This window comes from Lujinxingia sediminis (genome assembly GCF_004005565.1).
Classification (GTDB): Bacteria; Myxococcota_A; Bradymonadia; order Bradymonadales; family Bradymonadaceae; genus Lujinxingia; species Lujinxingia sediminis.
This window is the reverse complement of sequence record NZ_SADD01000012.1, coordinates 58,062-75,001: the sequence shown is the minus strand read 5'-3', so window position 1 is coordinate 75,001 and position 16,940 is coordinate 58,062. Positions and strand designations below refer to the sequence as shown.

At 63.0% G+C, this 16,940-nt stretch carries 16 protein-coding genes; 5 read left to right on the top strand and 11 right to left on the bottom strand.

Going from position 1 to position 16,940, the window contains the following annotated elements:
- Positions 1–152: 152 nt before the first annotated feature.
- A complete protein-coding gene (locus tag EA187_RS16210; RefSeq protein ID WP_206524406.1) occupies positions 153–968 on the bottom strand; it encodes a symmetrical bis(5'-nucleosyl)-tetraphosphatase in 816 nt (271 codons plus the stop codon).
- Between the two features lie 209 nt (positions 969–1,177).
- On the opposite strand from EA187_RS16210, the gene EA187_RS16205 reads away from it, so the two are divergent.
- The 4 genes from EA187_RS16205 (at position 1,178) to EA187_RS16190 (ending at position 6,071) form a co-directional block, all read left to right on the top strand.
- A complete protein-coding gene (locus EA187_RS16205; protein WP_127780940.1) occupies positions 1,178–2,542 on the top strand; it encodes a cystathionine beta-synthase in 1,365 nt (454 codons plus the stop codon).
- 41 nt (positions 2,543–2,583) lie between these two features.
- Positions 2,584–3,516, top strand: coding sequence for a preprotein translocase subunit SecD family protein (locus EA187_RS16200; protein WP_115608017.1), 933 nt, complete (start codon positions 2,584–2,586; stop codon positions 3,514–3,516).
- Positions 3,516–4,187: a hypothetical protein gene (locus EA187_RS16195; RefSeq protein WP_115608015.1), complete on the top strand. Its 672-nt coding sequence runs from the start codon at positions 3,516–3,518 to the stop codon at positions 4,185–4,187. Before EA187_RS16200 ends, EA187_RS16195 begins: the two co-directional genes overlap by 1 nt.
- A gap of 156 nt (positions 4,188–4,343) precedes the next feature.
- Positions 4,344–6,071 carry a sensor histidine kinase gene (locus EA187_RS16190; RefSeq protein ID WP_127780939.1) on the top strand — a complete coding sequence of 576 codons (1,728 nt, stop codon included), beginning with the start codon at positions 4,344–4,346 and terminating at the stop codon, positions 6,069–6,071.
- Between the two features lie 12 nt (positions 6,072–6,083).
- Here EA187_RS16190 and EA187_RS16185 read toward each other — a convergent pair whose 3' ends face one another.
- The 4 genes from EA187_RS16185 to EA187_RS16170 all read right to left on the bottom strand — a co-directional run bounded on the left by EA187_RS16185 (position 6,084) and on the right by EA187_RS16170 (position 10,508).
- Positions 6,084–7,025, bottom strand: a complete 942-nt coding sequence (locus tag EA187_RS16185; RefSeq protein WP_127780938.1) for a hypothetical protein — start codon at positions 7,023–7,025, stop codon at positions 6,084–6,086.
- A gap of 177 nt (positions 7,026–7,202) precedes the next feature.
- Positions 7,203–8,561 carry a serpin family protein gene (locus tag EA187_RS16180; RefSeq protein ID WP_127780937.1) on the bottom strand — a complete coding sequence of 453 codons (1,359 nt, stop codon included), beginning with the start codon at positions 8,559–8,561 and terminating at the stop codon, positions 7,203–7,205.
- Positions 8,562–8,789: 228 nt separating this feature from the next.
- Entirely contained in the window at positions 8,790–8,969 is a 180-nt protein-coding gene (locus EA187_RS16175) for a hypothetical protein (RefSeq protein ID WP_127780936.1), read from the bottom strand.
- A gap of 183 nt (positions 8,970–9,152) precedes the next feature.
- On the bottom strand, positions 9,153–10,508 hold the full coding sequence (locus EA187_RS16170) for a serpin family protein (RefSeq protein WP_127780935.1): 1,356 nt from the start codon (positions 10,506–10,508) through the stop codon (positions 9,153–9,155).
- A 575-nt stretch (positions 10,509–11,083) separates the two neighbouring features.
- Between EA187_RS16170 and dbpA the strand changes: the two genes are divergently transcribed.
- A complete protein-coding gene (gene dbpA, locus EA187_RS16165) occupies positions 11,084–12,496 on the top strand; it encodes an ATP-dependent RNA helicase DbpA (protein ID WP_127780934.1) in 1,413 nt (470 codons plus the stop codon).
- Positions 12,497–12,499: 3 nt separating this feature from the next.
- Here the strand turns inward: dbpA and EA187_RS16160 are convergent, their stop codons facing one another.
- The 6 genes from EA187_RS16160 to fabG all read right to left on the bottom strand — a co-directional run bounded on the left by EA187_RS16160 (position 12,500) and on the right by fabG (position 16,937).
- The gene (locus EA187_RS16160) at positions 12,500–12,709 is read right to left on the bottom strand and encodes a TIGR02450 family Trp-rich protein (RefSeq protein WP_127780933.1); all 210 of its coding nucleotides are present in this window, start codon (positions 12,707–12,709) and stop codon (positions 12,500–12,502) included.
- 129 nt (positions 12,710–12,838) lie between these two features.
- Positions 12,839–13,405, bottom strand: a complete 567-nt coding sequence (locus EA187_RS16155) for a 3-hydroxyacyl-ACP dehydratase FabZ family protein (protein ID WP_164856332.1) — start codon at positions 13,403–13,405, stop codon at positions 12,839–12,841.
- A 17-nt stretch (positions 13,406–13,422) separates the two neighbouring features.
- Positions 13,423–14,697: an aminotransferase class I/II-fold pyridoxal phosphate-dependent enzyme gene (locus EA187_RS16150; RefSeq protein WP_115607998.1), complete on the bottom strand. Its 1,275-nt coding sequence runs from the start codon at positions 14,695–14,697 to the stop codon at positions 13,423–13,425.
- 218 nt (positions 14,698–14,915) lie between these two features.
- Entirely contained in the window at positions 14,916–15,158 is a 243-nt protein-coding gene (locus EA187_RS16145) for a phosphopantetheine-binding protein (RefSeq protein WP_115607996.1), read from the bottom strand.
- Positions 15,159–15,235: 77 nt separating this feature from the next.
- A complete protein-coding gene (locus EA187_RS16140; RefSeq protein WP_127780931.1) occupies positions 15,236–16,045 on the bottom strand; it encodes an SDR family oxidoreductase in 810 nt (269 codons plus the stop codon).
- A gap of 139 nt (positions 16,046–16,184) precedes the next feature.
- Positions 16,185–16,937 carry a 3-oxoacyl-ACP reductase FabG gene (gene fabG, locus EA187_RS16135; protein WP_127780930.1) on the bottom strand — a complete coding sequence of 251 codons (753 nt, stop codon included), beginning with the start codon at positions 16,935–16,937 and terminating at the stop codon, positions 16,185–16,187.
- Positions 16,938–16,940 lie beyond the last annotated feature (3 nt).

Here is a 16,940-nt window from a genome sequence, read left to right as displayed (position 1 = left end):
GGTTCCGAAGGCCGCTCAGGCTCCGAGACGCCTCACGCAGTAAAACGTATCGGCCAACAACGTCACCGAGAGCGGCATTCTGGGAGAGGCACCGGTGAGGAGTCAAACTCTCATTCCGGGTGAGGTATCCACGCCATCAACGCACCATCCCGTCACGCATCACCTGAACGAGGTGTCCGTCCTCCAGACGCACCGCGCTGAGCGCGCGGCCACACACAGCCTGTATCAAGCGCGAGCAGACGCGGCGTCTGCATATAGCCCAGCGCCGACCAATGTCCGCAGATCACGCGCACCCCGTCGGCCTGCGGCCCATCGCATGCCCAGCGCGCAGGCTCGGCGTCAAACCAGGCATGTCGGGGCGCCTCGATCGCCTCGTAGGTCGACTTATAGTCGAACTCCAACGAGCCATCGGCCTCCAGCACCCTCATGCGCGTCATGATGTTGATCGCCACCCGCAGACGCGCCTCGCCCTCAAGGTCATCTCGCCACTGCCGCGGCTCATTGCCGTACATAACCTCAAACACCCGGCCGAAGTCCTCAGCGCGCAACGCCGCCTCAACCTCCCGCGCCACCGCCTCGGCCTGCGTCGCGGTCCACTGAGGCCACAGCCCGGCGTGCACCACCAGATTCTGCCCCGCACGCACGATCATCGGCCGTTGACGAAGCCACTCCAGAAGCGCGTCCCGGTCCGGGGCACCGAGCACATCCCCAAAGGTATCCTTATCCCGGGCCTTCCGCGCTCCCAGCCCCACCGCCAGCATATGCAGATCGTGGTTGCCCAGCACCACCTCGGCCGCATCCCCCAGCCCCCTCACAAAGCGCATCACCCCGAGCGAATCCGGCCCCCCGTTGACCAGATCGCCCACAAATATCGCCCGGTCACGCCCCGCCTCAAACCCCGCCCGCTCCAGCACCTGCTTCAGCTCACGGAGACACCCGTGGACATCACCTACCACGATCGTGGCCATCGTCTCGCTCCCGTCCTGATCCGTCGCGCTTTCGCCGGGCGGAATCACCACCTGCTGCGGCCTGTTCTCAACCTGCGACCCGACCTCGTGCCACCCACCATGCCAACGCGTCTGCCAACTTCCCTTGTCCGCCCGGCGGCGGTGGTGCTACCACTTGAGGCGTCTTTTACGCCCAATTTTCGCACCGGCCACCTCCACGGGAGAACGCTATGAAAGCCGCCAATCACATCCTGGAAGTCATCGGTAACACGCCGCTGGTCAAGAGCCACACCATCGCCAGCCATGTCAAGGCAGACATCTTCCTGAAGCTGGAGTACCTCAACCCGGGCTCCAGCGTTAAAGATCGTCCCGCCCTCCAGATCATCGAAGATGCCGAAGCCCAGGGCCTGCTGCGCCCCGGCGGCACCATCGTCGAGGCCACCAGCGGCAACACCGGTATGGGTCTTGCGATGGCCGCCGCCATCAAGGGCTACAAGTGCATCTTCGTGATGCCCGACAAGATGAGCGACGAGAAGATCAAGACCCTTCGCGCCTTCGGCGCTCGCGTGGTCGTCTGTCCCACCGCCGTCGAGCCCGACGATCCCCGCTCCTACTACTCGGTGGCCATCCGCCTGGCTCAGGAAACCCCCAACGCCTTCCACGCCAACCAGTACCACAACCCGTCGAACCCCCGGGCCCACTACGTGAAAACCGGCCCCGAGCTCTGGGAGCAGACCGAGGGCAAGATCGACGTCTTTGTGGCGACCATGGGCACCGGCGGCACCATCAGCGGAACCGCCAAATACCTCAAAGAGCAAAACCCCAACATCCAGGTCGTCGGCGTCGATCCCATCGGCTCGATCTATTACGACTACTTCAAGACCGGCAAAATGACCGAGGCCAACTCCTATCTCGTTGAGGGCTTCGGCGAGGACATCATCCCCTCGACGATGGACTTCGACTACGTTGATGAGGTCGTGCGCGTCACCGACAAAGAATGCTTCGTCACCACCCGACGCCTGGTGCGCGAGGAAGGCATCTTTGCCGGCGGCTCCTCGGGAGGATGTCTGGCCGGCGCGGTCAAGTACGCCGAGCGCATCGACCGCCACGCCAACATCGTCACCATCATGTGCGACACCGCCGGGCGCTACCTCACCAAGATCTTTGATGACGAGTGGATGCGCGAGAACGGCTTCCTCGACGAAGATCGCGGCGTGGGCACCGTCGCCGACATGCTCAACGGCCAGAAGCAGACCGTCTTCACCACCGAGAAGGGTGCCAGCGTCGCCGAGGTCGTCGGCCTGATGAAGACCCACGGCATCAGCCAGCTTCCGGTCATTGAGGGCGATCGCATCGTGGGCATCGTCAGCGAATCCGACGTGCTCAACCACCTCTTAAGCGAAGGCGGCAAGGGCGATGATCCCATCAACGGGCTCATCGAGACGAATTTTGCTGTGGTCGAGCCCACCAACCGCGTCAGCCTCATCGGACAGTTCTTCCGACAGAACAAGGTCGTGCTGGTGCTCGATGGTAAAAAACTCGTGGGCATCATCACCAAGATTGACTTTATCGACTACGTCAGCCGTCAGATCTGAAGATAGGATGCTGACACGTTTCTAACCTCAGGGACTCCACCATGAACGCTCGCACACTTTCTGGTCTTCGAAGCGCCGCGGTCGCACTGATCGCGCTCCTGGGCACCACGGCCCTGCTGGCCGGCCCGAGCGCGACGAGCGCCGAAGCCCAGCGCGTTCAACGTCATTCCGACCGCACCGTGCGCCTGACTCTTGTGGTGGAGTCCCCCGACATTGAAGCCGAACCCGACGACACCAGACGCACCCGCGCCCGTCGTCTGCTTGCCGAAGAAGCCTCCAAACGCATTCTCACCCGGCTCAAAGCCATCGGCGTCAAAGATCCGCGGGCGATCGTCACTCCTCAGAATCACATCCAGGTCGTCGCCCCTGGCGCCCTCTCCGCGCAGGTGGTGCGCGGGGCGCTTCTTGCTCCCGGCAAACTCGAAATTCGCCCGGTCGCCGAGCGTAGCCCGCACTGGACCGAACTCGCCGGGCAACTCCCCGAAGGCGTCGAGATCCGCCAGAACCCCGGTCAGGTCAGCCCCGACCGCGTGCACCTCTGGAGCGCCGATTTTGCCACCCTCCATCGCTTCACGCGCCGCCTGGCCCTGGGTGAGACGCGCGTCGAGGTCTTCCCCACCCGCGAGGGCTGGCGCACCCTCGACCTGGGAGAGGTCCTGGCCACCGAGGAGAATCTGGCCTCCAGCGAACTTCGCTCCAGCCCGGCTGGCATTCCTTTTGTACAGATCGAGCTTGAGCCAGGCAGCGCCGAGACGCTCCGCGGCGCTGCGTCCTCCCACACCTCCACCACGCTGGCGGTGATGCTCGATGGCGAAGTCGTCAGCCTGATTCACCGCACCGGCGGCCAGGCCCTGGAAATCCCCTGCCCCGACCACCTGCGCTCGCATCAATCCCGTCAAGCCTGGGCCGCTCAGGTCGCCGGGCGCCTGGCCACCCCCATCCCTCTCACCATCGCCGAACTCACGGAGCCCTGATGTCGTCTCGATTCTTGCCCGAAGCCATCCGCGGTGTCTGGTTCTACGTGCCCGAAGATTTTGACATGGAACGTGGCCACGAGCGCACCCGCCAGCAGCTCGCGTTTCGCCTCGATGGCGGCTTTACCCGCTACCAGATCAAAAACGACTCGCGCCGCGCCATTGAGACCGGCGATTACACCTACGATGGCAACTTTTTGATCCTCCGCGGGCGAAACACCGACACCTTCCGCGTGCGCCAGAAAAACCACTGGCGCTGGGATCTTGAGGGCAAAAAGAAAGAGCAGCGTCTGCTGCGGGCCCTGGTCGATCTCGACACCCCCGAGGAGCTCAGCGCCTCGGCTGCCCGCGACATTCGCATCCTCCCACTGCGCGTGCAGATCCAGGGCCGTTATAAGGGCGAGGACACCATCTTCGAGGCGATCTACAAACCGGCCGAGGGAGAGTCGCGCCTGGTCGGGTCCTTCTTCGTCGAAGAGCACCCCGGCCAGAAGCGCTGGGTCGGCATCACCCCACTGGTCCAGGGCATCGAGCCCGCCACCTGGGAGCGCATCATCGAAGACAGCTTCCTGGATCTTTTCCTGGGCAAACCGGACGACGTGGGCGTGGTTACCCTGCGTCTGCTCGACAGCGCGGAGTCGCGGGTTTTCAACTACAAGGTTAGCGGTTGAAAGAGGCGCCTCAGGCGCCTTCCCCCCCCCGCCCACCCATTGCGTCACTCGCCCCAAAAGGGTATAAGAGCCGCCTTCATCATCTTTCGTGGAGTTCGACCCGATGACACTCGCGCATTGACGTGAGCGCGGTCGTGATCTCTGGACGGGGCTCTTATGACCGGTTTGGTTGACTATTTTGTACCCGCGCATTTCCCTGCCGAGGGCTTGCAGCGGCGCCAGGCGCGCATCGCCGTGCAGTCCGTCTTCGCGCTTCTGGGCTGGGGCCCGGTAGCCTGCGCACTGTACTACTTTGGCGGTTCACCGGCGGCGATGTGGGCGGTAGCCGCCGCCACGGTGACCTCCGTCATCACCCCCTTTCTTCTCAAGTGGACCGGCAGCCTCAACATCGCCGGCAACTTCCTGATCCTGACCCTTTACGCCCTCTTCACCGGTCTGGGCACCCTCTTCGGCGGCCTGCACGCTCCCCCGGTCAACTGGCTCTTGCTGATGCCGGTCTACTCGCTGCTCTTTTTTAATGCGCGCAGCGCCATGGTCTGGATGGGCGTGGCCCTTCTGACCTGGGGCGGCTTCATCGGCGCCGAGCTCCTCGGCCACACCTTCCCCGATCAGCTCGACCCTCGCCTGGACCTGGCCCATCGAGCCGTGGGCGTGCTCGGGCTCAGCTCCATGGTCTTCGCCGTCATTCTGCTCAAAGATCATCTTCAGAGTTGGCTTGTCGACACCATACGCGCCACCGCCGCAGAGACCCGCACGGTGCTGGAGACGGCCCCCGACGGCATCCTCACCCTCGATCTGGAGGGGCGCGTACTCAACGCCAACAACGCCGCCGCCCGCATCCTGGACCAGGATCGTGATGCCCTGCTGGGACGACCCATCGGAGAGCTGGTCGTCTCGCTTGATGCACGCCGCGCCCTTGAGAGCGCCGCCGGAGCCTTCGGCCTCACCGAAGAACACAGCGCGGTGAGAGCCGACGAGAGCATGTTCCCGGCCGAGATCGCCTTCGGCGCCCTTGAGGGTAGCGGTCGTCAGAGTGTGGTCTTGATCATGCGCGACATCACCGAGCGCAAGGAGGCCGACCGCCAACTTCGCCAGGCCCGCGACGAGGCCATTGAGGCCAGCCTGGCCAAGAGCACCTTCCTGGCCAACATGAGTCACGAGCTGCGCACCCCGCTCAACGCGGTCATCGGCTACTCCGAGATGCTCATGGAAGAGATCCAGTTAATGAGCCAGGAGTCCCCCGATGCTCCACAGCAACGCGTCGAAGGCTTTTTGCCTGACCTGCGCCGAATCCGCACCGCTGGCAAACACCTGCTCATGATCATCAGCGACATTCTCGATCTCTCCAAGATCGAGGCCGGCAAGATGACCACCCACATCGAGCCCTTTGAGACTCGCCCCCTCCTCGACGAGATCTGCGACACGGTACGCCCCCTGGCCGAAAAGAACGGCAATCAATTGAGCCTCAACGTCGATGGTGAGCTTGGCCCCATGCAATCCGACGCCACCAAAGTTCGCCAGGTGCTCTTCAACCTCCTGAGCAACGCCTGCAAATTTACCCAACAGGGCCAGATCATCCTGCACGCGCGCAGCTGCGACGCGAGCGGCCAGATGCTCTTCGAGGTCCGCGACACCGGCATCGGTATGAGCCCCGAGCAGCTGGAGCGGGTCTTTGACGCCTTCACTCAGGCCGACACCTCCACCACCCGCCAGTTCGGTGGCACGGGCCTTGGCCTGACGATCACCCGCCATTTCTGCGATCTTCTCGGCGGTGACATTCATGTGAGTTCCACCCCCGGTGAGGGCACCCGGGTCTGTGTGCGCATGGCGACATCGCTGGAGAGCACGCCGGCCGAGAAGATCGTTGAAACGCTCCCGGCCTGATTCGGCCCCCCCTCAGCGCCCGGCCTGGCGGTGCACACCGCCGAAGAAGTCACGACACGGTGTGGGCATCACTTCACGAGCGTCGAACCAGCACGTGAGATGCACCGAGCGCTCCCCGCGCTCCACATGCGCCGAGTAGAGCCAGTACGACGTGCTCTGCGTCACCCCGTTCCACCCCACCGCGTGGCAGGTCGTCGGCTGCCCCAAAAGCGTGCAGGCATGCTCGGTGTGCGGGTTATGGATGCCTCCCTTCCCGTTATGGCGCGTCATCGCCTCAATCGCCTCACGCTGTGCGCTGGCCGTTGTGGACGTGTCTCCCTGACTCCAGGTGAGTTCCCCCCCATCGCAGACCACCCGTGAATGGGATGCCACATCGCAGTCCGGGCTCAAGGCCACGGGCTGGCCCCCCACTCTCAGTCCGTCGTTCGCACCGGTTGCCGCCGCGTCGAGCCCCTCGACGCTCAGCCGATTCAGGATCGCCTCACATTGTGATGCCTCAAATACCGAAGATGGCATCACACAGCTGGCCCTCACGCTTCCGTGGGTAGGCGTTTCAAGAAGCGTGGAGAGGCCGCGGTGACGCACCTCGCCCTCCGGATCGATCATCGGGTAACCCAGCAGGCTCGTCGTGTCGGCGCGTACTACAAAGGCGATCGCATCTTGAGCTCGCCCGCCGATCTGCGCGCGCACATGCTCTCCGCTCACTCCGCCGCCGAGCTCAGCGCGGATGCGATCCGACGCATAGGCAAACTGCCGCGCAACCGATCCGCTCAGCGCCGGGCCGCTCTGCACCATAACTTGAGCATTGGCACAGCTCAGGTCAATCCACCCCGACGCCTCACCGACCACCTCACAGCGCGTGGCGGGTTGCGCCTGAACAACGTGTGGCAGAAGCATCACCAGTATCAGCGCTCCCCACATCCCTCCGGTCATCCCTGGTGTTGACTCTCCCACACATCACCTCCCGCAAACGCCTATCACGTTGCCACGACCGCGATCCATCCACGCACCAGCGCCAGCCCCTCTCTCCCTTCGTACAAAAGCCCGCTGCGCCCCTGCTCAGACGTCGGGGCACAGCGGGCTATTCACAACCCGCTGTGAAGGCGGGTTGAAGAACGCGCTTGACATGTTTTAGCTCGGATCGAGCATCCGCCCCATAAAGAGGATCGTCGAGGTGCCGTGGTCGTAGACCGCGTAGTAGAAGGGACGATCAAAGCGCACGCTGGGCGGGTTCTCCGGAATTGAGGAATCCGGGCCCGCCATGATCACCGCCGTGGCCGCAGCCGCCTCGGTGCCTTCCTCGTCGACGCTCACAAAGCTCTTGTGCAGAATCTCCGAGATGGAGAGCGAGCTCCCCGGGATGCAGGGCTCCGAGCCGTTGATGCCACCAAAATCCGCCGCGCAGAATTCGAAGGCATCCTCCATTCCCAGCTCCTTCAAGGGACCGACCAGAGAGTAGTCGCCCTCACTCTCAAAGCGCGGCAGGAAGACCTCGCCATCCCGTGTGCCTCGTACAGCTGCTGCCATCGCATCGAAGTCTTCGCGGACCATCGCCTGCTCCCACGCCTCGAAATCGGCCTCGGCGTCGGCGGGCATCCACACAATCATCGACGCCTCATCGCCCACATAGGGAAGCGAGGCCGCCACCGTGCTCTCGTCCTCGTAAAACCCGAACTCCGCCGCCTGCTTCATCATGGGCACGTTGACCTGACTTTCGTCGAGCAACGTAAAGGCGGCGTCTTCGGTCAGCGCTTCGTTAAACGCGTTCAACCAACTGCCATAGAAATAAATCGCGTTGACCAGCACCAGGCGAGTCTCTGCGCTGAGAACGCCCTCGGGCAGAAGGTCTTTGATGCGTTCGTTGGTCTGATCTTCAACCCACTGATTGATCTCCAGACGAATGGCTTCCGTGGCGCCCGCGAAGTCCACAAGCCGCATCTCCGCGCCGTAATGAAGCGCAAGCAGATCGAGGAAGTCCGACTCAAAACTAAAGCCCTGCTGCCCCCAGGTCTGATTGACCACGTTGAGCACCAGGGGCTCTCCGCCGCTCTCCTCCGAAGGCTCGTACTCCGAGCGGCTGGCCAGCTCCTGATCGAGCAGGTTGAACGCCGGGTGCAGATCTTCATCGGGCAGCGTAAAGTGCAGCGCCTCAGCCATCTCCGCCTTCGTGTTCGCCTCGGCCCCGCCGTAGGTCATTGCCAACGCCAGCGAAATGGAGTGCGGCGAGACAAAAATGTTCTCACCGACCTCCGCCTCCTCACGCAGCTGCGCGAAGAGGTTGAACGCGAAGTCACGGTTGTCGGCAGCGAGCTGCTCCTGAACCGATACGTCGACCTCCGGAGCTATGATGCGGCTGAGCTCGCTGCGCACCACATCACCCGGCCCCTCCGGCTCGGGGCTGGTGTTGGGTTGCTCGTCGAGTTGGGAGCAGGCCGCAAGACTTATGGCCAGCGCGGCGGTCAACAGGTTGCGAGAGAGAGATCGAATCATACGAGGTCCTCATCGTTGGGGCGCATCAGGCGCGTATTCAGGTGTACGTTTTCTCACTTAGCAACCCCCGTGCCAGCGTAAAAAGAGCGCCCGAAAGGGTGCCTTGCGACACATAAAACCCTCTATTTCACCCCATTACGATTATTTACCATCCAAAAGTCGCACCATAGACCTCAAGATTCTGAGAGCTCCCCTCTCAAAAACCCGCGCTCTGTCGCGAGTCCTACGTCACCTCCCCCCCTCCTCGCCAACCTGCACGCGGTGCGGGATGTGCAGGAGCTTCTGTTGCTCGCGAACCTGCCCCACCGCCTCGCCGGCGCGCTCTTCCCGCTCCGCTGAGCCGACCTCTCCCTCCACAGTCAACATCCAGGCCACGCTGTCGTCGCTACGCTTGCTGGTGCGGCGCAACCACACATCATCGACCGCGGCCCCCCTCCCCCTCTGGCTGCGCTCATTCCACACTCCAGCGGCGGTGCCTCTCCCCCTCCATAAAAAAAGCCCGCTGCGCCCCGCTCAATCGTCGGGCCACAGCGGGCGATTCATACCTTTAACCCTTGCTGAAGACGGGGTGAAGGCAGCGCTCTCAACACATCAGCTCGGATCGAGCATCCGCCCCATAAAGAGAATCGTCGAGGTACCGTGGTCGTAGACCGCGTAGTAGAAGGGGCGATCAAAGCGCACGCTGGGCGGGTTCTCCGGAATTCCGGCCTCCGTGTCCATGATCACCGCGGTGGCCGCAGCCGCCTCGGTGCCCTTCTCATCGACGCTCACAAAGCTCTTATGCAGGATCTCCGAGATGTAGAGCGACTGCCCGGTGACGCAGGGATCCGAGCCGGTGATGCCACCAAAATCCGCCGCGCAGAAGTCGAAGGCATCCTCCATTCCCAGCTCCTTCAAGGTATCGACCAGGGTGTAGTCGCCCTCACTCTCAAAGCGCGGCAGGAAGACTTCGCCATCCCGTGTGCCTCGCACAGCTGCAGCCATCGCATCGAAGTCTTCGCGGGCCATCGCCTGCTCCCACGCCTCGAAGTCGGCGCCGGCATCAGCGGGCATCCACACAATCATCGACGCCTCATCGCCCACATAGGGAAGCGACACCGCCACCGTGGTTTCATCGTCATAGAACCCGAACTCCGCCGCCTGCTTCATCATGGGCACGTTGACCTGACTTTCGTCGAGCAGCGTAAAGGCGGCGTCTTCGGTCAGATCTTCGTCAAACGCGTTTAACCAACTGCCGTAAAAGTAGATCGCGTTGACCAGTACCAGGCGCGTGTCGGAGCTGAGAACGCCCTCGGGCAAAAGGTCTTTGATGCGTTCGTTGGTTTGATCTTCAACCCACTGATTGATCTCCAGACGAATGGCTTCCGTGGCGCTCGTGAAGTCCACAATCCGCATCTCCGCGCCGTAATGAAGCGCAAGCAGATCGAGGAAGTCCGACTCAAAACTAAAGCCTTGCTGGCCCCAGGTTTGATTGATCACGTTGAGCACCAGGGGCTCTCCGCCGCTCTCCTCCGAAGGTTCGTACTCCGAGCGGCTGGCCAGCTCCTGGTCGAGCAGGTTGAACGCCGGGTGCAGATCTTCATCGGGCAGCGTAAAGCGCAGCGCCTCGGCCATCTCCGCCTTCGTGTTCGCCTCGGCGCCCCCGTAGGTCATTGCCAGCGCCAGCGAAATGGAGTGCGGCGAAACAAAAATGTTCTCACCGGCCTCCGCCTCCTCGCGCAGCTGCGCGAAGAGGTTGAACGCGAAGTCACGGTTGTCGGCAGCGAGCTGCTCCTGAACCGATACGTCGACCTCCGGAGCCATGATGCGGCTGAGCTCGCTGCGCACCACATCACCCGGCCCCTCCGGCTCGGGGCTGGTGTTGGGTTTCTCGTCGAGTTGGGAGCAGGCCGCAAGACTTATAGCCAGCGCGGCGGTCAACAGGTTGCGAGAGAGAGATCGAATCATACGAGGTCCTCATCGTTGGGGCGCATCAGGCGCGCATTCAGGTGTACGTTCTCTCACCTAGCAACCCCCGTGCCAGCGTAAAAAGAGCGCCCGAAAGGGCGCCTTGTGACACATAAAACCACCTATTCCACCCCATTACGATCATTTACCATCCAAAAGTCGCACCATAGACCTCAAGATTCTGAGAGATCCCCTCTCAAAAACCCGCGAGCTGTCGCGAATCCATCGTCACCTCCCCCCCTCGCCGACCTGCACGCGGTGCGGGATGTGCAGGAGCTTCTGTTGCTCGCGAAGCTGACCCACCGGCGCCCTCCTCCCACTCTGCCGGGCGAATCGTCATCTCCCGGGACCGCCACGACGAGGTGTGGTGATGGTAGTACTTTTAGAGAAGTCTCTCTCGCCAGCACGACGTCGACAGACCCACGGTCATTCGCCGCGCGACCCCGGGACGTCCCCCACAAACCAAGCTCACTGCGACCCCGTTGTTTTTTGCACCATGTTTGACCCTCACCCTTAAAACCTTCATGGTGCGCCCAGGTTAGACTTCCTTTCCTTCCCACCCCCGGACCCATCCTTTGAGCACTTCCCGCTCGACCGATCTCGACGCGCCCGACACCGCGTCCTTCGCCACCCTCTCCATCAAAGCGCACTGGCTGGAGACCCTCGACCAGCTCGGGTACCGGCAGATGACCGCGATCCAGGCGGCCACCCTTCCGCTCACGCTGCGCGGTCAAGATGTGGTGGGGCTGGGAAGCACCGGCACCGGCAAGACGGCAGCCTTCGGGCTGGCGCTGCTTCACCGCGTCACCCCCGCCCAACCTCTGCCCCAGGCCCTGGTCCTCTGCCCCACGCGCGAGCTCGCAAGCCAGGTCACAGACGAGCTACGCCGTCTGGCTCGCGCGCTCCCCAACACCCAGATCCTCACGGTGACCGGTGGCTCACCCTTCTCCCGACAGCGCGTCGCGCTGGAGCACGGCGTCGACGTGGTCGTGGCCACTCCGGGCCGACTTCTCGACCACCTGGACCGCCAGACCATCGATCTGTCACGCATCAAAACCCTGGTCTTCGATGAGGCCGACCGCCTCCTCGATATGGGTTTTCTTGATGATGTCGCCACCGTCGCCGAAGCCTGCCCGGCAAAGCGCCAGACCCTGCTCTTCTCGGCAACCTTTCCGCAGGCGATTCGCACGCTCAGCGAACGTTTTCAGCATCAGGCCCGGCAGATCTCGGTGGTCGGGCAGGCCGACGCCCCCGACATTGATCAGACCATCGTCGAGCTCGGCGACATCGACCGCCTCGACGCGCTGGAGGCCGTCCTGCAGAACTTCGCCCCGGCCTCATCGGTGATCTTCTGCAACCAGCGCGACACCTGTAAGGCCGTCGTCGCACGGCTTCAGAACGCGGGCTACAGCGCTGAGACCCTGCACGGGGGCATGGAGCAGCGCGATCGCGAGACGACGCTCCTGCGCTTGAGCAACGGCAGCCTGCGCCACCTTGTCGCCACAAACGTGGCCGCCCGAGGGCTGGACATCGACGCGCTCGATGCCGTCATCAACTTCGAGCTGCCCCGCGAAGCCGAGGCCTTTGTGCATCGCGTCGGCCGCACCGGCCGCGCCGGCGAAGAGGGCCTGGCCATCACGCTGGTCGGCCCCGAAGACAGCCGAAAGCTCCCCCACTTTAAAGATCATCTGGCCGATGCTCGCCAGATCGCAGCGAGCGCTCCTTCCCCGTCTGCCCCGCCTCCGCCTGCGGCTGTAAACATGACCGTCGCCATCAAAGGCGGTCGCAAAGACAAACTGCGCCCGGGCGACATCGTCGGCGCGCTCACCCGCGACTTTGGTTTTGACGCCGACGCCATCGGCGACATCCACATCCAGAACCACATCACCTTTGTCGCCCTGCGCCGCGACATCGCTCGCGACGCGCTTCAACAGATTCAGGACGGCCAGATCAAAGGGCGGCGCTTTCGCGCCTTTATGCAGCGCTGAGACTCATACCCACCCCGGCGTCCAGCGCTCCCGGTCCCGAAGCTCGCGCCACGGCATCTTCACCTCCTCGCCGGTAAGCACGCCACGCAGCACCACCTCGCCAGTGCGTCGGTCAAAACGCACCACTTCCCAGTGCTTGCCGCGATCTTCGGGCTCCACCCGCCTCCAATGGCTTCCCAACACCTTCGACGGGTTATGCGGCGCAAGGGGCATCGGCGTCCTCCTCAAATCCAGATCACTGCGCGAGCGCTAACACCTCCATCATCATCACGCCATACGCCCCAACAACCTCCGAGTTGGCTGTCTTTCTACAAAAGACACCATGCCGCATGGCCTGACGGATCAAAAAACCGTCACTTCACCGGCCATCACCCCCACCACCTCGCCATCGACCAACGCCTGCGCCACACACTCGCCGAGCATCGTATCGAAGCTGGTGGCCTGCACGAGCAACTCGACGGTATCCCCCGGCCTCACCTCGCCAACAAAATGCGCGCCCAATATCTTGGTCGCACGCACCTGCAGGGCGGCGGCCTCCTCCGGGACTTCCTCGCGCAAAAGCAGGGTGTAGAGACAAAGCCCTACCTGCCCCATCATCTCGATGAGCAGCACCCCGGGAAGCACCGGATCGTTTGGGAAATGCCCCTCCAGCCCGACATGATCCGCGGTGATCGTCCGCCGACCGAGTGCCAGGCGTTCGGATCGATCAACCCCCACAAGCGCATCGACCAGAAGCATCGGACCTCGTTGGGGCAAAAGATCCTCAACCAGCGCCCTCCCCTCAAGCGCCCCCCCCACTCCGAGAGGCCAACGCTCAGGCTCCACAAGCGGGCGGCGACGCAGACGCCTCAAGGTCTTTGAAATCCCCGCGTCACTCAGGTCGATCGCCGTCTCACGCACTGCTGCCACCTGTCCGTAGATCGTGATTACGCCGCGCCCACAAGCCCCAGCGGGCGAGCGATCACGTCTTCGATGATGTTGGAGGCCTCATCGATATCCTCTGCGCTTAGCTGTGCCGAGACCGAGATGCGGAAGCGGCGACTATGGGCCTCGACCGCCGGGAAATCGATCGGCTGCAAGTAAAGCCCACGCTCCTGAGCGGCCATCGCAAGCTCGATGAGCTGCTCGCCAGACGACCCCACGATGATCGGAATCACCTGCGAGGTGGACTCGCCAATATCAAGCCCCATCGCAATCAGGTTGGAGCGGAAGTGGCGCACATTGGCCCAGAGCTGCTCGCGAAGCGTGTTGTCGCGCGTGGCCACCTCCAGGCTCTTGCGCATCGCGGCGACAATGGCCGGCGGCAGCGCGCAGGAGAACTGGAAGGACGCCGCGTAACACTTGAGATAACGCATGATCGAGGCTTCGCCGCACACAAAGCCGCCCACCCCGCCAAAGGCTTTGCTCAGCGTCCCAAAATGCACGCCGATGCGATCTTCGACGCCAAAATGCTCACCCAACCCGCGTCCGGTCTCACCGTAGACCAGCGAGGAGTGCGCCTCGTCCAGATAGAGCGGCACATCGTGGGCATCGCATACATCGAGCAAGGCCGGCAGGTTGGCGACGTCGCCGTCCATCGAGTAGACACCCTCGACCACCACCATGCGGCGTTTGCCAGCATAGCGCGTCAAGGTCTCGTCGAGCGAGGCGGCGTCGTTATGGGCAAAACTCACCATCTTCGCGCCGGAGAGCGTCGCGCCATCGACCACGCTGCGGTGGCATTTGCTATCCACCACCAGCACGTCGCCCTTCTGCAGCAGTCCCTGGATCGCGCCCAGGTTCCCGCCGTAGCCGCTTGAGAAGAGCATGCAGGCGTCCTGACCTTTGAACGCCGCGAGCTCCTGAGCCAGGAGCACATGCTGATCGAAGGTGCCCGAGAGCATCGCCGCCCCCGACGCCCCCACCCCGTAGTGCATCAAGGCCTGGGCAGCGGCCTGCACCACCTCCGGGTGCGTCGAGAGCCCCAGGTAGTTGTAGGAGGTCAGGTTGATCACCGGACGGCGCTTACCCAGATGCCCGCCGCTGAGCTCGGTCCGAGGTTTGGGGGAGTTGTGCAGCGGCTGCTCAAAGAAGCTCATGGCCATGGCGACACGCGGATCCTGAATCCAGGCATCGAAATCCTCGGGAGGATTCAGCACCCCATCGCTGTCGTTGTAGGTAAAATCGGCCAGGCTAAACTTCAACACGTCTTCAGGCTTCATACGAGCTCCCGCCGCACCCTCAAAGGGCGCGCGACTTTACGCCCTTTCATGGGCGCCACATCACTAAAACGCCTCGGTCCTCCGAGCGCGACTTTCAACTTACGACGTCGTGAGCAGATGTTGATGGCGATGGCTGAAACGTTGAGAGGAGCAAGGCGCACCCCGGAATGCCCTCAACGTCGCAGACGAACACGGCAGCAACGGTAGCTCACGGCGTACTACTCGACGTGCTCCAGGAACTTCGCTGCCAGCGCGTCGATCGTCTGCACGTCAGCGAGCTCGGAGCGGGGCACGCGAATCTTCAGCTCGCGCATGGTGGCGCTGACCACCTCGATCATATCCAGGCTGTTGGCGCCGTAGTCACGCATCGAGCTCTCCGCCGACACCGTATCGATATCGATGTCGTCCAGGTTATCTTTAAGATGCTTTTTGATGATCTCGATGATCTCTTCTTTCGTCATAACTGCTCCGTCTCTCTTTGGATGTTTCGTCAACAAAGGTTGTTCGTGGGGTGCGCGGGCTCTCCGGCCAAAAAACCTCAGCCCTGCGCGCTCTTCCAGCGCTCATAACGGCGCATCAGGTTATCTTCAAAGGCCATACCACGGTCGAGCGTGAGGACCTGACTCTGCATCGCATCAAAGAGGCCGCTGCACATCGCCAGCACCGCCTGGCCGCACTCCTCAGGGCTGAGCAAATCCTCCCGCTCAATCCCCTCCCCGCGCAGAAACTCCCAGAAGGACTCGCCGAACATCGCCTCAAAGCTCTCGGTTGCGACCATGCCAAAACGAAGCACGTTGACCTTTGTCCCGTACTCCCCGAGATGCGAGCCCATATAGCGCGCGAACACCTCCAGCACGCTCTTGGACGCGGCCACAAAGTCATAGGCCGGATAGGAGCGGTCGGCCCCATCGCTGGAGATCGCCAGCACGTGGCCCGGGTAGCGTTCAAAGCGCTCAAAGATCGCCTGCACATGGCTCACAAGGGGCCAGGTGCTGTAGTCGAGGCTTTTGTAGAACGAGCGCTTTTTGTAGTCGCTTAAGCTCGGGGTGCGCGCGGCAAAGGCCACATTGCTGATGAAGATGTCGACTCCGGCGTGCTCCGCAGCGATGGCATCCATCAGCGCCGACACATCCTCATCGTTGGCCACATCGGCCGCGACCAGCATGGGACGAGGAGCGCCGATGGCGTCGAACTTCGCGAGCAGCTCGGACTCATCGGCCGAGCCCCAGCGGTAGGTCAGCACGCAGCGCACGCCGGCCTGTCCCAGTGCCAGCGCGCTTCCAAGGCCAATACCACGGGTGCCGCCGGTGATCAGCGCAACCTTTCCTTTCAACTCAATCGGGTACATCCAGACTGCTCCCTCAACGCCCCTGGGGCGTCATTGATACGGTGTCGCGACACATATTCGGTGATGGTCAGGGCCAAAGCAGGGCGTCGCTACATATGTTCCGTGAACGGGCACGCCATCGTTTCGACCGCACGTTGCCTTAAGGCGCCACATCCAACCCGCCACTCACGTGCAGCACCGCGCCGTTGATAAAGCCGGCCTCGCGCCGACTCAAGAACCACACCGCCTCGGCGACCTCAGCCGCTGAGCCGGTACGACCGACGGGACAGTGTTGCTTCCAGTGTTCGCCGACGCGCGCGTCCAGCTCCTCGGTCATCTCCGTCTCCAGCAGGCCGGGCACTACCACATTGGCGGTGATGCCGCGCGGGCCATACTCTTTTGCGAGACTCTTTGTCAGCGCCACCAGTCCCGCCTTGCTCGCCGCGTAGTTGGCCTGACCGCTGGCGCCCTCCTGTGCCACCGAGGAGATGGTGACGATGCGACCGTAACGCTGCCCCATAAAGTGCATCAGGGCGGCGCGCGCCACATAGAAGCTGCCGCTTAAGTTGGTGTCGATGACCTCCTGCCAGGCCTCATCGCTCATCATGGCGGCGGCCTGGTTGCGCATCACTCCGGCGTTATTGACCACCACGTCGAGGCCGTCGAGGGCATCGATGATGTCGTAGAGCGCATCTTCAACCTCTCCGCTCATCCGCACATCGAGCTTCCGAACGACGACGGAGCCCACACCCTCGATCGCCTCAAGCTCGGCGCGCGCGGCTTGAGCGGCCTCCTCATTGCTGCGGTAGGTCAGAGCCAGCGACCAGCCTTCGGCGGCCAGCCGGCGCGCAATCGCCAGCCCCAGCCCGCGAGTCCCGCCGGTGATCAACGCCCGTTGCGAAGTCTCACTCATCGC